10 protein-coding genes, 12 tRNA genes and 7 rRNA genes are annotated in these 22814 nt (G+C 39.0%); 26 read left to right on the top strand and 3 right to left on the bottom strand.

Annotated features, from left to right (window positions below):
• Positions 1-92: 92 nt before the first annotated feature.
• Positions 93-425 carry a YlbF family regulator gene (locus tag M2214_RS15205; RefSeq protein ID WP_248480621.1) on the bottom strand — a complete coding sequence of 111 codons (333 nt, stop codon included), beginning with the start codon at positions 423-425 and terminating at the stop codon, positions 93-95.
• A gap of 164 nt (positions 426-589) precedes the next feature.
• On the opposite strand from M2214_RS15205, the gene M2214_RS15200 reads away from it, so the two are divergent.
• Both M2214_RS15200 and M2214_RS15195 read left to right on the top strand, forming a co-directional pair.
• Positions 590-1018 carry a hypothetical protein gene (locus tag M2214_RS15200; protein WP_248480619.1) on the top strand — a complete coding sequence of 143 codons (429 nt, stop codon included), beginning with the start codon at positions 590-592 and terminating at the stop codon, positions 1016-1018.
• A gap of 186 nt (positions 1019-1204) precedes the next feature.
• A complete protein-coding gene (locus M2214_RS15195; RefSeq protein ID WP_248480617.1) occupies positions 1205-3574 on the top strand; it encodes a Lon protease family protein in 2370 nt (789 codons plus the stop codon).
• On the opposite strand, the gene M2214_RS15190 is transcribed toward M2214_RS15195, so the two are convergent.
• A complete protein-coding gene (locus M2214_RS15190) occupies positions 3571-4137 on the bottom strand; it encodes a 5-formyltetrahydrofolate cyclo-ligase (RefSeq protein ID WP_248480615.1) in 567 nt (188 codons plus the stop codon). The two genes, M2214_RS15195 and M2214_RS15190, sit on opposite strands and share 4 nt — an antisense overlap.
• A 273-nt stretch (positions 4138-4410) precedes the next feature.
• Between M2214_RS15190 and ftsE the strand changes: the two genes are divergently transcribed.
• From ftsE to M2214_RS15170, 4 genes are all read left to right on the top strand, one after another.
• Positions 4411-5094 carry a cell division ATP-binding protein FtsE gene (ftsE, locus tag M2214_RS15185; RefSeq protein WP_248480613.1) on the top strand — a complete coding sequence of 228 codons (684 nt, stop codon included), beginning with the start codon at positions 4411-4413 and terminating at the stop codon, positions 5092-5094.
• The gene (ftsX, locus tag M2214_RS15180; protein WP_248480611.1) at positions 5087-5974 is read left to right on the top strand and encodes a permease-like cell division protein FtsX; all 888 of its coding nucleotides are present in this window, start codon (positions 5087-5089) and stop codon (positions 5972-5974) included. The genes ftsE and ftsX overlap by 8 nt, the downstream gene beginning before the upstream one ends.
• A 21-nt stretch (positions 5975-5995) precedes the next feature.
• Complete coding sequence (locus M2214_RS15175) at positions 5996-7117, top strand: murein hydrolase activator EnvC family protein (RefSeq protein ID WP_248480609.1); 1122 nt, start codon at positions 5996-5998, stop codon at positions 7115-7117.
• A 102-nt stretch (positions 7118-7219) separates the two neighbouring features.
• Positions 7220-8371 (top strand): S41 family peptidase, encoded by a 1152-nt coding sequence (locus M2214_RS15170; RefSeq protein WP_248480607.1) that lies wholly within the window; start codon positions 7220-7222, stop codon positions 8369-8371.
• A gap of 43 nt (positions 8372-8414) precedes the next feature.
• On the opposite strand, the gene M2214_RS15165 is transcribed toward M2214_RS15170, so the two are convergent.
• Positions 8415-8633, bottom strand: a complete 219-nt coding sequence (locus M2214_RS15165; protein WP_248480606.1) for a hypothetical protein — start codon at positions 8631-8633, stop codon at positions 8415-8417.
• A gap of 421 nt (positions 8634-9054) precedes the next feature.
• Between M2214_RS15165 and M2214_RS15160 the strand changes: the two genes are divergently transcribed.
• The 20 genes from M2214_RS15160 to rrf (M2214_RS15065) all read left to right on the top strand — a co-directional run bounded on the left by M2214_RS15160 (position 9055) and on the right by rrf (M2214_RS15065) (position 22501).
• Positions 9055-10570: ribosomal RNA gene (locus M2214_RS15160) — 16S ribosomal RNA — on the top strand.
• Positions 10571-10702: 132 nt separating this feature from the next.
• Positions 10703-13623 (top strand): 23S ribosomal RNA (locus M2214_RS15155).
• A gap of 58 nt (positions 13624-13681) precedes the next feature.
• Positions 13682-13798: ribosomal RNA gene (rrf, locus tag M2214_RS15150) — 5S ribosomal RNA — on the top strand.
• The 16S, 23S and 5S rRNA genes sit together here, the layout of an rRNA operon.
• 430 nt (positions 13799-14228) lie before the next feature.
• The gene (pepF, locus tag M2214_RS15145; RefSeq protein WP_248480604.1) at positions 14229-16106 is read left to right on the top strand and encodes an oligoendopeptidase F; all 1878 of its coding nucleotides are present in this window, start codon (positions 14229-14231) and stop codon (positions 16104-16106) included.
• A 515-nt stretch (positions 16107-16621) separates the two neighbouring features.
• A 16S ribosomal RNA gene (locus M2214_RS15140) occupies positions 16622-18137 on the top strand.
• Between the two features lie 63 nt (positions 18138-18200).
• A tRNA-Ala gene (locus M2214_RS15135) sits at positions 18201-18276 on the top strand.
• A 58-nt stretch (positions 18277-18334) separates the two neighbouring features.
• Positions 18335-21255 (top strand): 23S ribosomal RNA (locus tag M2214_RS15130).
• A 48-nt stretch (positions 21256-21303) separates the two neighbouring features.
• Positions 21304-21377: transfer RNA gene (locus M2214_RS15125), tRNA-Gly, on the top strand.
• Between the two features lie 3 nt (positions 21378-21380).
• A 5S ribosomal RNA gene (rrf, locus tag M2214_RS15120) occupies positions 21381-21497 on the top strand.
• Between the two features lie 4 nt (positions 21498-21501).
• Positions 21502-21576, top strand: a tRNA-Asn gene (locus M2214_RS15115).
• A gap of 8 nt (positions 21577-21584) precedes the next feature.
• Positions 21585-21673: transfer RNA gene (locus M2214_RS15110), tRNA-Leu, on the top strand.
• 6 nt (positions 21674-21679) lie between these two features.
• Positions 21680-21755 (top strand) — tRNA-Met (locus M2214_RS15105).
• Positions 21756-21759: 4 nt separating this feature from the next.
• A tRNA-Glu gene (locus tag M2214_RS15100) sits at positions 21760-21834 on the top strand.
• A gap of 9 nt (positions 21835-21843) precedes the next feature.
• Positions 21844-21919, top strand: a tRNA-Val gene (locus M2214_RS15095).
• Positions 21920-21926: 7 nt separating this feature from the next.
• Positions 21927-22003: transfer RNA gene (locus M2214_RS15090), tRNA-Asp, on the top strand.
• Positions 22004-22032: 29 nt separating this feature from the next.
• Positions 22033-22107: transfer RNA gene (locus M2214_RS15085), tRNA-Thr, on the top strand.
• A 6-nt stretch (positions 22108-22113) separates the two neighbouring features.
• Positions 22114-22199 (top strand) — tRNA-Tyr (locus M2214_RS15080).
• Positions 22200-22207: 8 nt separating this feature from the next.
• Positions 22208-22284: transfer RNA gene (locus M2214_RS15075), tRNA-Ile, on the top strand.
• A gap of 9 nt (positions 22285-22293) precedes the next feature.
• Positions 22294-22369: transfer RNA gene (locus tag M2214_RS15070), tRNA-Phe, on the top strand.
• A gap of 15 nt (positions 22370-22384) precedes the next feature.
• Positions 22385-22501 (top strand): 5S ribosomal RNA (gene rrf, locus M2214_RS15065).
• Positions 22502-22814: the final 313 nt, after the last annotated feature.

The raw sequence follows: 22814 nt of genomic DNA, 5'->3' as shown, positions 1-22814 counted from the left end.
GATTAAATATTTACATTTGCAATTATTTTGAGCAACGGAGCCCATAGGGATCGTTGGCAACATGAGTCAGTGCGTAGCGAATAGACGGAATTTTATTTTGAATTTAACCTTGAATCGAGAAGTATATTGATTTCCTTGAATAAATTGAACATCATGGAGTTAAATTCTTGGGTAGACTTAAAAAATTCATTAACTTGAGGTATTTCGTGTAGAACTTTGAAATCATGGTCAAGTCTCGTCATTTCCGAGTTTAATTGTTCCTTTGATAGTTTTGATTTTTGAATTTTTAATTGTCTTTTTTTAAAGTCTTCTACTTGTTTTTTTAGGTTTTTATTTTTATCTATATTTTTCTTTGCATTTTTAAGTCTTTTAAATTCATCGGTCTTACAAATAAGTTCTACTAGTTCCTTTGTTTTGTTTTTCATAAAATCACTCCCGATTAAAAATAAGATACACTTTACTAGTATATTCAGGGGTAAAGAAAATGTGATTAAAAATATTACATAGACATATCTTTTTGAATATCTGGGAAGTTCTAATATTCAAATCATATTCATATAATTATAAAAAGATTTGGAGGTGATATGGTTTGAAAATTAAATGGAACACTAAGGCGGTATTGTATGGAATTATCGCGATTATACTAGTTGTTGGGGGATTTTTAGTAGTTCCCAAATTTTTAGGTGATAAGGCTGAAGCTGTAGAGTTTACTGTGGTAGAAAGAGACAGTATACCAGATAAAATACTTGATATAATGCCGAAATACGTTAATGAAGAAAGAGCTCTTGCTTGTAAGATTAAGGATAAAGTATACGTAATAGTTACAAGAGGAGAAAATAAAGATTACGGAGTTGAGATAGACAAAATAGAAATGGTCAAAGAAGATGACAAGATGAATATGAAGGTTTATTCTGTTTATAAAAAACCAGAAGATTCTCATCCGTACATAGTAGTTGAAAGTACTTTAGCAGAGCTTCCTGATAAGGTAGAATTGATTAGTACGTTTGAGGATAAATAAAATTTATTTTAAAGATTTGCCACTTTTGTTCATTCATCTACGGTATACATAAGTTTAAAATATTATAATTTGATTAAAGATAAAAAAATTGCTTACAAATATTTTGTAAGCAGTTTTTTTTTTAGATTTTTGGGTAAAAATAATAAAAATTAAGATTAATATGAAAACTTAAAAAAGGAGTTTTTTATGAAAACTATAGACAAGTTCAAAATTGGTATAAACGATTTGAAAAATGAATATGATATTGATAAATTGGATTTTGAGACAACAGAGGATATAAGTCCGCTTAAGGGTATCATAGGGCAGGATAGAGCTGTCTGTGCCATGGATTTTGGGCTTAACATGAAAAGAAGAGGGTACAATGTATATGTAGCTGGTATGAGTGGTACGGGAAGAACTAGTTATACAATGTCTATGATAGAAAAGATAGCTAGATATAAAAGAGATAAATTTGACTATGTTTATGTCTACAATTACAAGAGTCCTAATGAACCTATATCTCTTAAATTTAGAGCAGGTAATGGTAAAAAATTTAAAAAGGATGTAGAGGATGTCTTGGAAAAGTTAAGATCGGACATTCCAAGAACATTTGAATCCAGAGAATATGAAGATAGAAATAAAGCTATAACAATAGAGCATGAGACTATGACTCAAGCTGTTATAAATGAATTAAATGAATTTGCAAGATCAAAAGGATTTACATTCCAGATAACACAAAGAGGTTTGGTAAGTATTCCTTTAAAGGAAGACAATACTCCGATGGAAGATGAAGAGTATAAAAAGTTATCTCAAATGCAGCTAAATAATATAAGACAAAGTGCTGCTAGGTTAAACAATGATATAGGTGAATATTTAAAGAAAATAAAAGAAATAGAAGAAGAATTTAAAAATGAGATATCTAATTTAGACAAAAAAATTGGAGAGAGCATAATAAGCTTTTATATAAATATACTAATAGAGAATTATGGATACAATGAGAAAAAGCTAAACTTCCTACATGATATGAAGGACGATATGGTAGAGAATATAGATAAGTTTAAGCCTAAAAAAGAAGCTGAACAAAATATATTTGGATTTATGCAAAAAGATGATAGTAAATTCTTTATAAGGTATCATGTTAATTTATTTATAGACAATAGTGAGCAAAAAGGATGTAGGGTTATAAATGAGACTAATCCAACTTATTATAATTTAACTGGTATGATAGAGTATAAAAATGAAATAGGAGTTCTTACTACAAGCTTTATGGAACTAAAACCTGGTGCTATTCACAAAGCAAACGAAGGATTTTTGATATTGAATGTAAAGGATTTGTTTTCTCATCCATTTGCATGGGAAGCACTTAAGCGAACTTTAAAAACTGGAAAGATAAATATAGAAACACTAAACAAGCAATATGGATATATAGTTACATCGACATTAAAGCCAGAGCCTATAGATGTGGATATAAAGGTTATCCTAATAGGAGATAATCGTATTTACAATCTTTTATATGCGTATGATGAAGATTTTGCAAAGCTTTTTAAGGTCATGGCTGATTTTGATGTTGAAGTAGATAGAAATGAAGAAAATATATATAAGGTAGCTAGATTTATTTCATCTCATTGTGAAAAAGAAGGTTTGAAGCATTTTGATAAAAAGGCTGTTCTTAAGATTATAGAATATAGCTCCCGAATATGTGAGAACAAACAAAAGTTGACAGCTAGGTTTAATCAAATAGTAGATATTCTTTATGAGGCAGAAAATTTGAGCGATGAGAATTCAGAATATGTTACAGATAAGGATGTCAAAAAAGCAATACAGTCTAAAAAATATAGAAACAATAAGTATGAACAAAAGCTTAATGAAATGTTTGAAGATGAAACCCTTATTTTAAATGTAGAAGGTGATAAGGTAGGCCAAATAAATGGATTAGCTGTAATGGGTACAGGAGAATATTCATTTGGAAAACCATCTAGAATAACAGCATCTACTTATAGAGGAAAGCGTGGAATAATAAATATAGAAAGAGAAATCAAGCACAGTGGAAGTATACATGATAAGGGAGTACTGATATTAAGTGGATATTTAGGTGAAAAATACGGTAAAGAAAGACAATTATCACTTAATACATCTATAACGTTTGAACAAAATTATTCTGGTATAGATGGAGACAGTGCTTCAAGTACAGAACTTTACGTAATAATATCCAGCATTGCATCTGTTCCTGTTAAGCAAAATATTGCAGTTACAGGGTCGGTTAGTCAAAAGGGTGAGATACAGCCTATAGGAGGAGTAAATCAAAAGATTGAAGGTTTCTTTGATGTATGTAAAATAAAAGGTCTTACAGGAGATCAAGGTGTTATGATTCCTATACAAAATGTAAAGAATCTTATGTTAAACGATGAAATAATACAGGCTGTTAAAGATGGAGTGTTTCATATATATGCAGTATCAAATATAAGCGAGGGCCTTGAAGTTCTTACAGGACTTTGTGAAAGTGAAATAGATGAAAGAGTAAATAAAGCTTTAGATGAATTAATAGATGAAGAAGATAAGGATGAAAAGGATAATTAAATTTTAATTATCCTTTTTTCTGTTATTATGTAGTCCAGTTGCGCGTCGTGATCTTCTTTTGGAATTTTATCAAATAATTGAATTTCAAATGCTATTCCAATTGTTAAACAGTCATCTCTAATAGATTCTAAGAATCTATCGTAATACCCGCCTCCATAACCGAGTCTATATCCATTAATGTCATATGCTACTGCAGGAACTATTACTATGTCTAGCTCTTTAGCCTCTACTGGTCTTATAAATCCTGACTTAGGCTCTCTAATTCCGTAAGTTCCTATAGAAACATCCGTTTCAATATCCTTTATTTCAGATAATAAAAGTTTTTTTTCATCAAGTATTGTTATTGGAACTACAACTTTTTGGTTCTTTGATAAGAAATAATTTACTATATTATCCGTTTTTACTTCGTTGTTAAAGTCAAGGTATGCCATTATATTCTTGGCTTCTTTTATTTCACTTAGTTTCAATAAATTTTGAAATATTAATTCTGAGTTTGAGTTTATTATGTCTTGATTTTGTTTTTTTCTTTCTGATATAACTTTTTTTCTAAATTCTTTTTTCAATAAAATCATCCCCTTTATACAATTATATCAAAATAATCTATTAAATATATTTTATATATTAAAATAATTAGAAATATATGGATTGTGATAAGTTTTGAGAAATGGAGTCCGTAGGGATCGTTGTCGACATGAGTCAGTGCGTAGCAATTAGACAAATTTTTATGTATCTAAAGTTCTAAATTTAACTAATTTCAACATCTGAATTGGAGTTTTATCTTATTTATTGTTATAATAAAGAAGTCAAAGTCAAAATTTTGGATGGAGTTGGTGTAAGTGATAGAATTTAAGGACGTTAGTAAGAGTTATAAAAATGGTAAATTAGCACTTTTTAATATAAATTTAAAGATTGATAAAGGAGAATTTGTATTTTTGGTGGGTTCATCAGGAGCAGGTAAATCTACTTTTATAAAGTCCCTTCTAAAGGAAGAAGATATAACAAGTGGGAAAATACTTGTACATGGAAAGGATATAGGAAAAATTCCGAAGAGAAAGGTCCCGAAGTATAGAAGAAGTATAGGGATTGTTTTTCAGGATTTTAGACTACTTCCGAATAAGACTGTTTATGAAAATGTGGCTTTTGCCATGGAGATAATAGGGCAAAACAGTAAAAATATAAGAAGAAGGGTTCCTTTTGTTTTAGGCATGGTAGGTCTTAGTGAAAAAGCAAAATCGTATCCTTCAGAATTATCAGGAGGAGAACAACAAAGAGTTAGTATAGCAAGAGCTATAGTTAATAACCCTTCTATAATAATTGCGGATGAACCAACAGGTAATTTAGATCCTCAAACCTCGAATGAAATAATGAACATTATAACTGATATCAATAGAAGAGGAACTACTATAATAATGGCAACTCATGCAAGTGATTTAGTTGATAGAATGAAAAAACGAGTTATTGCTCTTAAAAAAGGAATAGTCATAAAAGATGAGGAAAGGGGAAGCTACAGTTATGAATAGTATTATTTATAATATAAAAGAGGGGTTTAAAGGAATATTCAGAAATCCTACTATGTCACTTGTATCTATAGGATCTGTTTCAGCGGCTTTATTTGTACTAAGTATAATATTTAGTATAGTAATAAATATAAACAATTTTACATCAATGGTTGAAGGGCAATTTGACAATGTTCAAGTTTATTTAAATGAGGATATGACATCACAACATATATTTAATCTTGAAAAAAAGTTAGGTCAAATAGATGGAGTACAAAATGTAGAATTTGAGTCAAAACAGGATGCTTTAAATAAAATGAAAGAAAAATGGGGAGAAGATGCATATCTTTTAGAAGGAATAGATAATCCTCTTGATAACTCATTCATAATAGAAGTTAGTAATATTGAAAACACAGAGCAAATAGCAAATCAAGTTAATAAATTTGATGGTATAAAAGAAGTTAAATACTACGACGATGTTGTAGAAAAAGTTATACAATTATCTAATATAGTCAAGATATCAGGACTATTTATAATAGCAATGTTAGCTTTGATATCGCTTTTTATAATTTCAAACACAATAAAGTTAGCACTACATGGAAGAAGAAGAGAAATAAACATAATGAAGTACGTTGGAGCTACTGATTGGTTTATAAGATGGCCTTTTATAATAGAGGGAATGGTATTAGGATTAATAGGGGCTTTAATATCTCTTGCAATTACTTATTTTGGATATGATTATTTTTATGCAAAATTAGATTTACCAGCATACTCTATTTTCTCGGGATATATTTTACCTGTAACAGGGGTCATGGAGAGCTTAATAAATATATCTATTGTAATGGGAATTGGAGTTGGGATAATAGGAAGTATTATTTCGCTTAGAAGATATTTGAATGTCTAAAACGTAAGGTGGGATATTGGAATGAATAAAAAAATAGTATGGACATGTATAATAGTAATGTTTATTACTTCTTTTAATGTATTTGCTGCAAACACAAGTTATGAGCAGAAACTTAAAGATACAAAAAAGAGTAAAGATAATATACAAAAGGCCTTAAATGAAAATAAAAAGGATCAATCTAAAATAGATAATAATATCGAGGAATTAGGTTATCAAATACACAATACTCAACAAAAAATAAACAAAGCTCAAGCAGATTTAACTAGTGCACAATCAAAAATAAAGAGCACGACTGAAGCGATAGGAAAATTAGAAAATGAAATTGAAACAAAAGAGGGTTTGCTAGGTGAAAGAATAAATGTTATGTATAAAACTTCGGATGTGAGTTATATACAAGTGATACTTAGTTCAAAAGATATGAATGAATTATTATCTAATTTGGATATGATAAAGAAAATAGTAAATGGTGATAAAGAGTTACTGACAGAATTATCAGATCAGAAAAAAGAAATAGAGGTAAAGAGAACAGAGCTTAAAAATAAAGAAAAAGAAATAATTTCCTTAAAGAATAGCATAGAAGTAGAAAAGTCAAGACTTGTAGCTAGTCAAAATAAGCAAACCGCTTTAAAAAGAGATCTTCAAAAGGATGCTAAAAAGCTTGAAGCTAATATAGATGCTTTAAATAGATATGCAAAAGCTTTAGAATCGCAAATACTGAAAAAACAGTCTAAAGGTTCTTATGTAGGAGGAGCAATGGGATGGCCAGCTCCTGGGTATACTAGGATAACATCTTATTTTGGATATAGAATTCACCCTACATTAAAAACTAAGAAGCTGCATACAGGGCTTGATATAGGAGCTCCTATGGGAGCAAATATAGTTGCTGCAAATGATGGTAAGGTAATGTTTGCTGGATGGCAAGGCGGATATGGGAATACTGTTATGATAGACCATGGCGGAGGAATAGTTACTTTATACGGACATAATTCAAAGCTTTCAGTTAAAACTGGACAGACAGTAAAAAGAGGACAGACAATAGCAAAAGCAGGATCAACAGGAAGATCAACTGGGCCACATTGTCACTTTGAGGTTAGAAAGAACGGAAAGTACGTAGATCCGCTACCTATGCTTAAATCAAAGTAAATATAATTTCTACTCGTTATATAAAAAGGTAATTACACATATAATATAAAAAGATAATTACACATATAATATATATAGATTACTTAAAAGGAGATGCATTCTATGATATCTAGAAAAAAAGCCGTTATATGGGGGGTTGTATTAGTTTTACTAAGTTCTATATTAACTATGAATATAGAACTTGCATTCGGGGAGAAGGTATTAGTTTCAAAAGAAGCATTTGATGAATACAAGAAGTATAATAAACTGTATTCTCTTGAAAAGGTTATCGAGGATAACTACTATACCGATGTAGAGGAAGAAAATTTAGTTGATGGATCTATAAAAGGATTATTTGAGGGGCTTAATGATCCGTATTCACAGTATATGAATAAAAAAGAGTTTGAAAGCTTTATGCAGTATACTGAAGGGTCATATAGTGGTATAGGTGTTATTATAACGCCTGGAGAAGATGGATACATAACAGTAGTATCTCCTATTGAAGATTCACCAGGATTTAAGGCTGGGATAAAGAGTGAGGATAAAATAATAAAGGTAAATGGAGAAGATGTTACTGCAAAAGAGATGGATAAGGCTATATCTATGATGAAAGGAAAAGCTGGAACAGAAGTAGAAATAACTATTCTAAGAAATGGCAAAGAAACAATAAATATGAAAATAAAAAGACAAGAGATAAGACTAAAGACTGTAAAATCTGAAGTATTAGAAGATAACATAGGATATATAAGAATAACTACATTTGATGAACAGACTGCAGGTGAGTTTAAAGCTCAGTTGAAACAATTACAAGACAAGAATATAAGTGGATTAATTCTGGATTTAAGAGATAATCCAGGTGGACTACTAGATCAATGTCAAGAAATAACTGATGAATTAATCGGAGAGGGAACTATAGTTTATACAAGAGATAGAAAAGGAAAAACAAAATATCTAAAATCTGATAAAAATAAGATAGATGTTCCTCTTGCTGTACTTGTAAATAAAGGATCAGCCTCTGCATCTGAAATATTATCAGGAGCTGTAAGAGATAATAAAGAAGGAGTATTGATAGGAACTACAACATTTGGAAAAGGATTAGTTCAAAGTGTAAGATCTCTTAACGATGGATCTGGATTTAAGCTTACAGTATCTCAATACTTTACTCCGAATGGAGAGTATATACACGGTAAAGGAATAACGCCTGATATTGTAGTTGAAGATGTAGATAAACAACTTCCAACGGCAATAAACTATATAAAGAAAGAGATTAAATAAAAAAAGGCTGCTATTAGCAGCCTTTTTTAGTATTATACGAATTCTAGCATGGATTAGGTCTGAAGTATTCTACATGCTTTATATTATCTTTTTTAACTTCTTTATAAGACCATTGTCTAGAACAAGGATCCCATCTACATAGATAATAATAGTTTTTATCGTCTTTTTTTATAAAAGCGAGATAATTAAAACCATTTTTATGGTATACATAGCAAAATTGATCTATTTTCTTTCTGTCAAAATCATTATTAAAATCAAACATAAAAAAAAACCTCCTTAATTATAATAAAAAAACAAATTTATCCGAAAACTAAAAGTTCTTATCTCTATACTCTTAAGTCTGGAGATAAGAACTTAACAGCTTCTGGATTAACTTAACTAAAAATTCAGCTGAAGTAAAAATTTCATCTGAATTAAGTTTCGTTTTATGAATAAAAATGCTTTCTTAAGATATACTATGTATAGAGTTGCTTGAAGGGTGACCAATTAAAATATAAATAAAGTTTTAAAAAAAATGTTGACGAAATAATTCAAAGGTGATAAAGTATTACTTGTCCTCGAAAATGAGGTAAACACGAAACACAAAATGAACTTTGAAAATTAAACAGTAGGTTATAAATAAATCACAACAGTGATTTTCGGAAACAACACATAAAGTCAGTTTACTGAGTACTGACAAACTTTTATTTAAGAGTTTGATCCTGGCTCAGGATGAACGCTGGCGGCGTGCCTAACACATGCAAGTCGAGCGGAGATTAAAAAGCTTGCTTTTTAATCTTAGCGGCGGACGGGTGAGTAACGCGTGGGTAACCTGCCCTATACACACGGATAACATATCGAAAGATATGCTAATACGAGATAACACATTTTTAAGGCATCTTAGAAATGTCAAAGCGTTAGCGGTATAGGATGGACCCGCGTCCCATTAGCTAGTTGGTGAGGTAAAAGCTTACCAAGGCGACGATGGGTAGCCGACCTGAGAGGGTGATCGGCCACACTGGAACTGAGACACGGTCCAGACTCCTACGGGAGGCAGCAGTGGGGAATATTGCACAATGGGGGAAACCCTGATGCAGCAACGCCGCGTGAGCGATGAAGGCCTTCGGGTCGTAAAGCTCTGTCCTAAGGGAAGATAATGACGGTACCTTAGGAGGAAGCCCCGGCTAACTACGTGCCAGCAGCCGCGGTAATACGTAGGGGGCAAGCGTTATCCGGAATTACTGGGCGTAAAGGGTGCGTAGGCGGCCTTGTAAGTCAGAAGTGAAAGGCTACGGCTCAACCGTAGTAAGCTTTTGAAACTGCAGGGCTTGAGTGCAGGAGAGGAGAGTAGAATTCCTAGTGTAGCGGTGAAATGCGTAGATATTAGGAGGAATACCAGTTGCGAAGGCGGCTCTCTGGACTGTAACTGACGCTGAGGCACGAAAGCGTGGGGAGCGAACAGGATTAGATACCCTGGTAGTCCACGCCGTAAACGATGAGTGCTAGGTGTCGGGGGTTACCCCCCTCGGTGCCGCAGCTAACGCATTAAGCACTCCGCCTGGGGAGTACGCTCGCAAGAGTGAAACTCAAAGGAATTGACGGGGACCCGCACAAGTAGCGGAGCATGTGGTTTAATTCGAAGCAACGCGAAGAACCTTACCTAAGCTTGACATCCCTCAGACCGCTTCTTAATCGAAGCTTTCCCTTCGGGGACTGAGGTGACAGGTGGTGCATGGTTGTCGTCAGCTCGTGTCGTGAGATGTTGGGTTAAGTCCCGCAACGAGCGCAACCCTTATCTTTAGTTGCCAGCATTTTGGATGGGCACTCTAGAGAGACTGCCGAGGATAACTCGGAGGAAGGTGGGGATGACGTCAAATCATCATGCCCCTTATGCTTAGGGCTACACACGTGCTACAATGGCTAGTACAGAGAGTTGCGAAACCGCGAGGTCAAGCTAATCTCTTAAAGCTAGTCTCAGTTCGGATTGCAGGCTGAAACTCGCCTGCATGAAGCTGGAGTTACTAGTAATCGCGAATCAGAATGTCGCGGTGAATGCGTTCCCGGGTCTTGTACACACCGCCCGTCACACCACGGAAGTTGGGGGCGCCCGAAGTCAGATATCCAACCGTAAGGAGGAATCTGCCGAAGGTGAAATCAATGACTGGGGTGAAGTCGTAACAAGGTAGCCGTATCGGAAGGTGCGGCTGGATCACCTCCTTTCTAAGGAGAAATAACCTACTGTTTAATTTTGAGGGTTTATTCCTCAAAATTAGTACTTTGAGCAACGGAATTTTTAATTCGTTGGCGACGTACTTTAGTACTTTGAAAATTGAACAGATTTAAATAAATTTAGGTTAAGTTATTAAGGGCGTAGGGCGGATGCCTTGGCACCAAGAGCCGATGAAGGACGTGGTAAGCTGCGATAAGCTTCGGGGAGATGCAAGCAATCTTTGATCCGGAGATTTCCGAATGGGGAAACCCACCTAGAGTAATGTCTAGGTATCCTTAGATGAATACATAGTCTAAGGAGGGGAACCGAGGGAACTGAAACATCTAAGTACCTCGAGGAAGAGAAAGAAAAATCGATTCCCTAAGTAGCGGCGAGCGAAAGGGGAAGAGCCCAAACCTATGAAGTTTTCTTCATAGGGGTTGCGGATATGCTCACAAGAAAGAGGTATTGTAGTCGAAGAGGTTTGGAAAGACCCACCATAGAAGGTAATAGTCCTGTAGATTAAACAAGAAGACTTTCGAGCATACTCCAGAGTACCACGGGACACGTGAAACCCTGTGGGAAGCTGGGGGGACCACCCCCCAAGGCTAAATACTTCTTGGTGACCGATAGCGTATAGTACCGTGAGGGAAAGGTGAAAAGAACCCCGGAAGGGGAGTGAAATAGAACCTGAAACCCTATGCCTACAAGCTGTGGGAGCACATTTTTAGTGTGACCGCGTACTTTTTGTAGAACGGGCCAACGAGTTACGATAAGTAGCAAGGTTAAGGACTTAGGGTCTGGAGCCGTAGCGAAAGCGAGTCTTAACTGGGCGATTCAGTTACTTGTCGTAGACCCGAAACCGAGCGACCTACCCATGGCCAGGATGAAGCGAAAGTAAAATTTCGTGGAGGTCCGAACCCACGCACGTTGAAAAGTGCGGGGATGAGCTGTGGGTAGAGGTGAAATTCCAATCGAGCTCGGAGATAGCTGGTTCTCCCCGAAATAGCTTTAGGGCTAGCCTCAAGCTTAGAGATGAGGAGGTAGAGCACTGAATGTCCTAGGGGCCCTGTGGGTTACCGAAGACTATCAAACTCCGAATGCCTTTATCTTTTGCTTGGGAGTCAGACTGTGGGTGATAAGATTCATAGTCGAGAGGGAAACAGCCCAGACCGTCAGCTAAGGTCCCTAAATGTAAGTTAAGTGGTAAAGGATGTGGGATTGCACAGACAACCAGGATGTTGGCTTAGAAGCAGCCATTCATTCAAAGAGTGCGTAATAGCTCACTGGTCGAGTGATCCTGCGCCGAAAATTATCGGGGCTAAAACTTACTACCGAAGCTACGGCATTGACTTTGTCAATGGGTAGGGGAGCATTCACTGCGGGTTGAAGCTAGACCGGAAGGACTAGTGGACTGCAGTGAAGAGAGAATGTTGGCATGAGTAGCGAGACGTAGGTGAGAATCCTACGGGCCGAAAACCCAAGGTTTCCTGAGGAAGGTTCGTCCGCTCAGGGTTAGTCGGGACCTAAGCCGAGGCCGAAAGGCGTAGGTGATGGACAACAGGTTGAGATTCCTGTACTACCGATAATCGTTTGAAGAATGGGGTGACGCAGAAGGATAGGCTATCCTACTATTGGATATGTAGGTCCAAGCATTAAGGGAGCATTGATAGGCAAATCCGTCGGTGCAATCCTGAGGTGTGATGGGGAGCGAAATTTAAGTAGCGAAGTAGTCGATTTCATGCTGCCAAGAAAAGCCTCTACTGAGATTAAAGGTACCCGTACCGCAAACCGACACAGGTGGGTGAGAAGAGAATTCTAAGGCTAGCGAGAGAACTTTTGTTAAGGAACTCGGCAAAATGACCCCGTAACTTAGGGATAAGGGGTGCCTCATTAGGGTGTATGCCCGAAGAGGCCGCAGAGAATAGGCCCAAGCGACTGTTTACCAAAAACATAGGTTTCTGCTAAGTCGAAAGACGATGTATAGGAGCTGACGCCTGCCCGGTGCTGGAAGGTTAAGGGGATGTGTTAGACATTAGTCGAAGCATTGAACTTAAGCCCCAGTAAACGGCGGCCGTAACTATAACGGTCCTAAGGTAGCGAAATTCCTTGTCGGGTAAGTTCCGACCCGCACGAAAGGCGTAACGATTTGGGCACTGTCTCAACAAAAGACTCGGTGAAATTGTAATTCCGGTGAAGATGCCGGATACCTGCGACAGGACGGAAAGACCCCATGGAGCTTTACTGTAGCCTGGCATTGGATTTCGATATTACATGTACAGGATAGGTGGGAGACTGAGATACGAGAACGCCAGTTTTCGTGGAGTCATCCTTGGGATACCACCCTTGTAATATTGAGATTCTAACCATAGACCATGAATCTGGTCTTGGGACACTGTCAGGTGGACAGTTTGACTGGGGCGGTCGCCTCCCAAAATGTAACGGAGGCGCCCAAAGGTTCCCTCAGCACGGTCGGAAATCGTGCGAAGAGTGCAAAGGCAAAAGGGAGCTTGATTGCAAGACATACAGGTCGAGCAAGGACGAAAGTCGGGCTTAGTGATCCGGTGGTTCCGCGTGGAAGGGCCATCGCTCAACGGATAAAAGCTACCCTGGGGATAACAGGCTTATCTCCCCCAAGAGTCCACATCGACGGGGAGGTTTGGCACCTCGATGTCGGCTCATCACATCCTGGGGCTGTAGTAGGTCCCAAGGGTTGGGCTGTTCGCCCATTAAAGTGGTACGCGAGCTGGGTTCAGAACGTCGTGAGACAGTTCGGTCCCTATCCGTCGCAGGCGTAGGAAATTTGAGAGGAGCTGTCCTTAGTACGAGAGGACCGGGATGGACATACCTCTGGTGCACCAGTTGTCACGCCAGTGGCATAGCTGGGTAGCTATGTATGGAATGGATAAGCGCTGAAAGCATCTAAGCGCGAAGCCAACCTCAAGATAAGATTTCCCATCTTTATGAGTAAGATCCCAGGAAGACTACCTGGTTGATAGGTTCAAGGTGTAAGCTCAGTAATGAGTTCAGCTGATGAATACTAATAGATCGAGGACTTAACCAAATTTTAAATCTGGTCAATTTTGAAAGTATTAATATTAATACTTAAAACTAAAAGATTATGTGGTTATTACAGCAAGGAGGATACACCTGTTCCCATTCCGAACACAGAAGTTAAGCTCCTTAGCGCCGATGGTACTTGGGGGGCAGCCCCCTGGGAGAGTAGGACGTAGCCACGTAATCTTTTTTTATTGTTCTTAATCGAAAAAGATGGTTATTTAAATACCGTGAATTCATTAAATAGACTAAAAAAACTAAGTATTGTATCTTATTAAATATACTAAAATTTCTTAAACTCGCTAAGGCTCAGACATAAGAAATTTTTTTACGTATATTTAAACGATAAAACACAAGTTTTATTGAAATCTAGTTAAAAGATTCACTAACATTTAAATAACCATCTTTTTTAGTATGTGGATATATCAACAAAGCTAACGCTCTAAGAAAAAGATTACGTGACTACTTGAAGAGTCGGAAGAAGAAATTATAAAAATATAATTAACAGAATATTCGGTTGATACCATTGACTTGCAGAAGGTGAATATGTTAGAATTATTTCAAAAATATGGGAATAGAATATATTAATAATTATTCGGAGGGGGATTTTTTTTGAAGGTTAAAAAACAAATTATATCAGTTATATTGACTGCTTCAATTGCAACTTTTCCGTTACTATCTTTTGCAGATCAAGTAAGCTATACGAACAGAAGTGATATTCCAAAGGAATATACTTGGTCAACAGAAGATATTTATTTAACGGATAATGCTTGGGAAGAGGACTTTAAAAAGCTAGAAGAAAGTATACCAAAGGTAGAAAGCTACAAAGGTAAACTAAAACAAGAAAAATATATACTAGAGGTATTAAACTTAAAAGAAGAAATGTTTAGACTTGAACAAAAGTTATATGTTTATGCTAGCCTAAAAAGAGATGAGGATAATTCAAATGAAAAATATTCAGCTATGGCAGATCGGGCAGAGGGTATTAATACAAAGGTGACAGAAGCATTCTCTTTTGTAGAACCTGAAATATTATCTTTATCAGAAGAAAAACTAAAGAGTTTTACAGAAAAAGAAGAATTCGAAGACTATGATGTTTATTTAAATAACCTTTTAAGAACCAAACAGCATTCTTTGTCACAAGAAGGAGAAAGAATATTAGCTTTAGCATCAGATATAGGAGCTATGCCTGAAACTATTTATTCAAAATATGATGATTTAGACAGAAAAGCAGAAGATATTACTCTGGATAATGGTAAGACAATAAAGGTAACTTATGCTACATATTCAAAATTATTAGATAATCCCAATAGGGATGTAAGAAAAAAAGCTTTTGAATCTATGTTTAAAAGCTATGAAAAAAATATAAATACTATAGCAGCTAATCTATCAGCAGAAGTTAAAACTAATATTTTTTTCGCTAAATCAAGAAATTATAATTCTGCACTTGAAGGATCATTAGATTCGGATAATATAAAGCCTGAAGTGTATAATAATATAGTTGAGGCAGTTAATGATAACTTAGAGCCTCTTCATAGATATGTATCTCTTAGAAAGAAGATTTTAGGGATAGAAGATAAGGTTAGATATTATGATATGTATGTTTCTATGGTTAAACAATCAGGAAATGAATATATAGATTATGAAAAGGCTAAGAATATGGTAAAAGAAGCACTTTATCCATTGGGAGATAATTATATAAAAGATTTAGATAAAGCTTTTCAAGAAAGATGGGTAGATGTATATGAAAATGAGAATAAAAGTTCAGGAGCTTATTCTTGGGGGACTTATGATACACATCCATATGTTCTGTTAAATTACAATGGAACTCTTGACTCCGTATCAACTTTAGCTCATGAATTAGGGCATGCAATGAATTCATACTATTCAAATAAAACTCAACCTTACTCAAAATCAGATTACCCTATATTTACAGCAGAAGTTGCTTCTACTACTAATGAAGCATTAATGCTTGACTATTTAATTAAAAATGCTAAAACTAAAGAAGAAAAAATGTATTTAATAAATTCATATTTAGAACAGATAAGAGGATCAATATATACTCAGATTATGTATGCTGAATTTGAAAAAACAATTCACGAAGCTGCAGAAAATGGAGAAGCTTTAACTAGTGAATTTTTGAATAAAACTTGGGGCAATTTAATGAGTAAATATTATGGGGAAGATTTTGAGGTAGATGATTTATCTAAAGTATGGTGGTCAAGAATTCCTCATTTTTATTATAATTTCTATGTGTATAAATATGCTACAGGACTTTCTTCAGGTATAATATTATCAGAAAATATGATAAATAATGAAGAGGGTGCAAGGGATGCTTACTTAGAGTTTTTGGCATCTGGAGGGAATGATTATCCGGTTGAAATGCTTAAAAAAGCAGGTGTAGATATGACTACGACTGAGCCTGTTGAAAAAGCTCTTCAAAAATTTGATGAATTACTAACTGAGCTTGAAAATCTTATGAATGAATAATTTACAATAAAAAAATTCGCTTCATGCTAACGCATGGCTCATGTCGCCAACGAGTCCTAACGGGCTCCGCTCTTAAAATTCACATGCGTTCATGGCGCCAACAAGTCCCACGACTCTGTTGCTTAGAATAGTTATAAGTGCAGTTCTTTCATCAATGTTATCTACAGAACGAAAATTTTATAATGCCTTAGTATATAAAAGATCCTAGGATGACCTAGGATCTTTTTTGTCGGGTAAAACGTATAAACTTATATCGGTCATGGCAGACCTAAAGCATATGATATAAAGTTTTAAAGAAAAATAAGAAATTAATTTAAAAATAAAATATTAAAAAATTTTTTAAAAAGTGTTGACGAATATGTCGAAAGATGATATATTATTACATGTCCTCGAAAACGAGGCAAACAAGAAACACAAAATGAACTTTGAAAATTAAACAGTAGGTTATAAATAAATCACAACAGTGATTTTCGGAAACAACACATAAAGTCAGTTTACTGAGTACTGACAAACTTTTATTTAAGAGTTTGATCCTGGCTCAGGATGAACGCTGGCGGCGTGCCTAACACATGCAAGTCGAGCGGAGATTAAAAAGCTTGCTTTTTAATCTTAGCGGCGGACGGGTGAGTAACGCGTGGGTAACCTGCCCTATACACACGGATAACATATCGAAAGATATGCTAATACGAGATAACACATTTTTAAGGCATCTTAGAAATGTCAAAGCGTTAGCGGTATAGGATGGACCCGCGTCCCATTAGCTAGTTGGTGAGGTAAAAGCTTACCAAGGCGACGATGGGTAGCCGACCTGAGAGGGTGATCGGCCACACTGGAACTGAGACACGGTCCAGACTCCTACGGGAGGCAGCAGTGGGGAATATTGCACAATGGGGGAAACCCTGATGCAGCAACGCCGCGTGAGCGATGAAGGCCTTCGGGTCGTAAAGCTCTGTCCTAAGGGAAGATAATGACGGTACCTTAGGAGGAAGCCCCGGCTAACTACGTGCCAGCAGCCGCGGTAATACGTAGGGGGCAAGCGTTATCCGGAATTACTGGGCGTAAAGGGTGCGTAGGCGGCCTTGTAAGTCAGAAGTGAAAGGCTACGGCTCAACCGTAGTAAGCTTTTGAAACTGCAGGGCTTGAGTGCAGGAGAGGAGAGTAGAATTCCTAGTGTAGCGGTGAAATGCGTAGATATTAGGAGGAATACCAGTTGCGAAGGCGGCTCTCTGGACTGTAACTGACGCTGAGGCACGAAAGCGTGGGGAGCGAACAGGATTAGATACCCTGGTAGTCCACGCCGTAAACGATGAGTGCTAGGTGTCGGGGGTTACCCCCCTCGGTGCCGCAGCTAACGCATTAAGCACTCCGCCTGGGGAGTACGCTCGCAAGAGTGAAACTCAAAGGAATTGACGGGGACCCGCACAAGTAGCGGAGCATGTGGTTTAATTCGAAGCAACGCGAAGAACCTTACCTAAGCTTGACATCCCTCAGACCGCTTCTTAATCGAAGCTTTCCCTTCGGGGACTGAGGTGACAGGTGGTGCATGGTTGTCGTCAGCTCGTGTCGTGAGATGTTGGGTTAAGTCCCGCAACGAGCGCAACCCTTATCTTTAGTTGCCAGCATTTTGGATGGGCACTCTAGAGAGACTGCCGAGGATAACTCGGAGGAAGGTGGGGATGACGTCAAATCATCATGCCCCTTATGCTTAGGGCTACACACGTGCTACAATGGCTAGTACAGAGAGTTGCGAAACCGCGAGGTCAAGCTAATCTCTTAAAGCTAGTCTCAGTTCGGATTGCAGGCTGAAACTCGCCTGCATGAAGCTGGAGTTACTAGTAATCGCGAATCAGAATGTCGCGGTGAATGCGTTCCCGGGTCTTGTACACACCGCCCGTCACACCACGGAAGTTGGGGGCGCCCGAAGTCAGATATCCAACCGTAAGGAGGAATCTGCCGAAGGTGAAATCAATGACTGGGGTGAAGTCGTAACAAGGTAGCCGTATCGGAAGGTGCGGCTGGATCACCTCCTTTCTAAGGAGAAATAACCTACTGTTTAATTTTGAGAGTTTATTAAAACTCTTAAAAATACAATATGGGGGCGTAGCTCAGTTGGGAGAGCACTTGCCTTGCAAGCAAGGGGTCAGGAGTTCGACTCTCCTCGTCTCCACCATTTAGTATTTTATATACTACTTAGTACTTTGAAAATTGAACAGATTTAAATAAATTTAGGTTAAGTTATTAAGGGCGTAGGGCGGATGCCTTGGCACCAAGAGCCGATGAAGGACGTGGTAAGCTGCGATAAGCTTCGGGGAGATGCAAGCAATCTTTGATCCGGAGATTTCCGAATGGGGAAACCCACCTAGAGTAATGTCTAGGTATCCTTAGATGAATACATAGTCTAAGGAGGGGAACCGAGGGAACTGAAACATCTAAGTACCTCGAGGAAGAGAAAGAAAAATCGATTCCCTAAGTAGCGGCGAGCGAAAGGGGAAGAGCCCAAACCTATGAAGTTTTCTTCATAGGGGTTGCGGATATGCTCACAAGAAAGAGGTATTGTAGTCGAAGAGGTTTGGAAAGACCCACCATAGAAGGTAATAGTCCTGTAGATTAAACAAGAAGACTTTCGAGCATACTCCAGAGTACCACGGGACACGTGAAACCCTGTGGGAAGCTGGGGGGACCACCCCCCAAGGCTAAATACTTCTTGGTGACCGATAGCGTATAGTACCGTGAGGGAAAGGTGAAAAGAACCCCGGAAGGGGAGTGAAATAGAACCTGAAACCCTATGCCTACAAGCTGTGGGAGCACATTTTTAGTGTGACCGCGTACTTTTTGTAGAACGGGCCAACGAGTTACGATAAGTAGCAAGGTTAAGGACTTAGGGTCTGGAGCCGTAGCGAAAGCGAGTCTTAACTGGGCGATTCAGTTACTTGTCGTAGACCCGAAACCGAGCGACCTACCCATGGCCAGGATGAAGCGAAAGTAAAATTTCGTGGAGGTCCGAACCCACGCACGTTGAAAAGTGCGGGGATGAGCTGTGGGTAGAGGTGAAATTCCAATCGAGCTCGGAGATAGCTGGTTCTCCCCGAAATAGCTTTAGGGCTAGCCTCAAGCTTAGAGATGAGGAGGTAGAGCACTGAATGTCCTAGGGGCCCTGTGGGTTACCGAAGACTATCAAACTCCGAATGCCTTTATCTTTTGCTTGGGAGTCAGACTGTGGGTGATAAGATTCATAGTCGAGAGGGAAACAGCCCAGACCGTCAGCTAAGGTCCCTAAATGTAAGTTAAGTGGTAAAGGATGTGGGATTGCACAGACAACCAGGATGTTGGCTTAGAAGCAGCCATTCATTCAAAGAGTGCGTAATAGCTCACTGGTCGAGTGATCCTGCGCCGAAAATTATCGGGGCTAAAACTTACTACCGAAGCTACGGCATTGACTTTGTCAATGGGTAGGGGAGCATTCACTGCGGGTTGAAGCTAGACCGGAAGGACTAGTGGACTGCAGTGAAGAGAGAATGTTGGCATGAGTAGCGAGACGTAGGTGAGAATCCTACGGGCCGAAAACCCAAGGTTTCCTGAGGAAGGTTCGTCCGCTCAGGGTTAGTCGGGACCTAAGCCGAGGCCGAAAGGCGTAGGTGATGGACAACAGGTTGAGATTCCTGTACTACCGATAATCGTTTGAAGAATGGGGTGACGCAGAAGGATAGGCTATCCTACTATTGGATATGTAGGTCCAAGCATTAAGGGAGCATTGATAGGCAAATCCGTCGGTGCAATCCTGAGGTGTGATGGGGAGCGAAATTTAAGTAGCGAAGTAGTCGATTTCATGCTGCCAAGAAAAGCCTCTACTGAGATTAAAGGTACCCGTACCGCAAACCGACACAGGTGGGTGAGAAGAGAATTCTAAGGCTAGCGAGAGAACTTTTGTTAAGGAACTCGGCAAAATGACCCCGTAACTTAGGGATAAGGGGTGCCTCATTAGGGTGTATGCCCGAAGAGGCCGCAGAGAATAGGCCCAAGCGACTGTTTACCAAAAACATAGGTTTCTGCTAAGTCGAAAGACGATGTATAGGAGCTGACGCCTGCCCGGTGCTGGAAGGTTAAGGGGATGTGTTAGACATTAGTCGAAGCATTGAACTTAAGCCCCAGTAAACGGCGGCCGTAACTATAACGGTCCTAAGGTAGCGAAATTCCTTGTCGGGTAAGTTCCGACCCGCACGAAAGGCGTAACGATTTGGGCACTGTCTCAACAAAAGACTCGGTGAAATTGTAATTCCGGTGAAGATGCCGGATACCTGCGACAGGACGGAAAGACCCCATGGAGCTTTACTGTAGCCTGGCATTGGATTTCGATATTACATGTACAGGATAGGTGGGAGACTGAGATACGAGAACGCCAGTTTTCGTGGAGTCATCCTTGGGATACCACCCTTGTAATATTGAGATTCTAACCATAGACCATGAATCTGGTCTTGGGACACTGTCAGGTGGACAGTTTGACTGGGGCGGTCGCCTCCCAAAATGTAACGGAGGCGCCCAAAGGTTCCCTCAGCACGGTCGGAAATCGTGCGAAGAGTGCAAAGGCAAAAGGGAGCTTGATTGCAAGACATACAGGTCGAGCAAGGACGAAAGTCGGGCTTAGTGATCCGGTGGTTCCGCGTGGAAGGGCCATCGCTCAACGGATAAAAGCTACCCTGGGGATAACAGGCTTATCTCCCCCAAGAGTCCACATCGACGGGGAGGTTTGGCACCTCGATGTCGGCTCATCACATCCTGGGGCTGTAGTAGGTCCCAAGGGTTGGGCTGTTCGCCCATTAAAGTGGTACGCGAGCTGGGTTCAGAACGTCGTGAGACAGTTCGGTCCCTATCCGTCGCAGGCGTAGGAAATTTGAGAGGAGCTGTCCTTAGTACGAGAGGACCGGGATGGACATACCTCTGGTGCACCAGTTGTCACGCCAGTGGCATAGCTGGGTAGCTATGTATGGAATGGATAAGCGCTGAAAGCATCTAAGCGCGAAGCCAACCTCAAGATAAGATTTCCCATCTTTATGAGTAAGATCCCAGGAAGACTACCTGGTTGATAGGTTCAAGGTGTAAGCTCAGTAATGAGTTCAGCTGATGAATACTAATAGATCGAGGACTTAACCAAATTTTAAATCTGGTCAATTTTGAAAGTATTAATCTTAATACTTAATATGCGGGTGTAGCTCAGTGGTAGAGTTCCGGCCTTCCAAGCCGGCTGCGAGGGTTCGACTCCCTTCACCCGCTCCAATATGTGGTTATTATAGCAAAGAGGATACACCTGTTCCCATTCCGAACACAGAAGTTAAGCTCTTTAGCGCTGATGGTACTTGGGGGGCAGCCCCCTGGGAGAGTAAGACGTAGCCACGTATGTTCCAAGGTAGCTCAATGGTGGAGCAATCGGCTGTTAACCGATAGGCTGTGGGTTCGAGCCCCACCCTTGGAGCCAAAAAAAATGCCGAGGTGGCGGAACTGGCAGACGCACAGGACTTAAAATCCTGCGGTCCTTACAGATCGTACCGGTTCGATTCCGGTCCTCGGCACCACAATAACGCGGGATGGAGCAGTTGGCAGCTCGTCGGGCTCATAACCCGAAGGTCGTAGGTTCAAGTCCTGCTCCCGCAACCAGTATGGCCCCTTGGTCAAGCGGTTAAGACACCGCCCTTTCACGGCGGTAACAGGGGTTCGATTCCCCTAGGGGTCACCATTAATAATTGGGCTCATAGCTCAGCTGGGAGAGCACCTGCCTTACAAGCAGGGGGTCACAGGTTCGAGCCCTGTTGAGCCCACCAATTATTTGGCCTGGTAGTTCAGTTGGTTAGAATGCCAGCCTGTCACGCTGGAGGTCGAGGGTTCGAGTCCCTTCCAGGTCGCCAAAAAAATACTTTTAAAATAAATAATATACGCTAGTGTGGCTCAACGGTAGAGCAGCTGACTTGTAATCAGCAGGTTGTAGGTTCGATTCCTATCACTAGCTCCAAAATATGGAGGGGTTCCCGAGTTGGCCAAAGGGGGCAGACTGTAAATCTGTTAGCATCGCTTTCACTGGTTCGAATCCAGTCCCCTCCACCAAAAAAAGTGGGCCTTTAGCTCAGTTGGTTAGAGCGCCCGGCTCATAACCGGTAGGTCTGGGGTTCGAGTCCCTGAAGGCCCACCACTTTTTTTTGCCCAGATAGCTCAGTCGGTAGAGCAGGGGACTGAAAATCCCCGTGTCGGTGGTTCGATTCCGCCTCTGGGCACCAAAATTAAAAAGATTATGTGGTTATTATAGCAAGGAGGATACACCTGTTCCCATTCCGAACACAGAAGTTAAGCTCCTTAGCGCCGATGGTACTTGGGGGGCAGCCCCCTGGGAGAGTAGGACGTAGCCACGTAATCTTTTTTTATAAAGTTTTAATTATGATTGATGAGTTTAATAGTATATTTCGAGTGAATGATAAAAAAGCCTTTCTTTGAAAGATTATATATAGAGATTTTTTTGAAATTCGTAACGGAAATTATACTTATATGCAATTCAAATAGGAATACAAATTCTTACTCATTATAAAAAAACTTTTAAAAAAGTATTGACGAATATGTCGAAAGATGATATATTATTACATGTCCTCGAAAACGAGGCAAACAAGAAACACAAAATGAACTTTGAAAATTAAACAGTAGGTTATAAATAAATCACAACAGTGATTT

The organism is Tepidibacter aestuarii, assembly GCF_934924865.1.
GTDB lineage: Bacteria > Bacillota > Clostridia > Peptostreptococcales > Peptostreptococcaceae > Tepidibacter_A > Tepidibacter_A aestuarii.
Note: the sequence above shows the minus strand (reverse complement) of the source record. Positions and strands in the feature narration are given on the sequence as shown.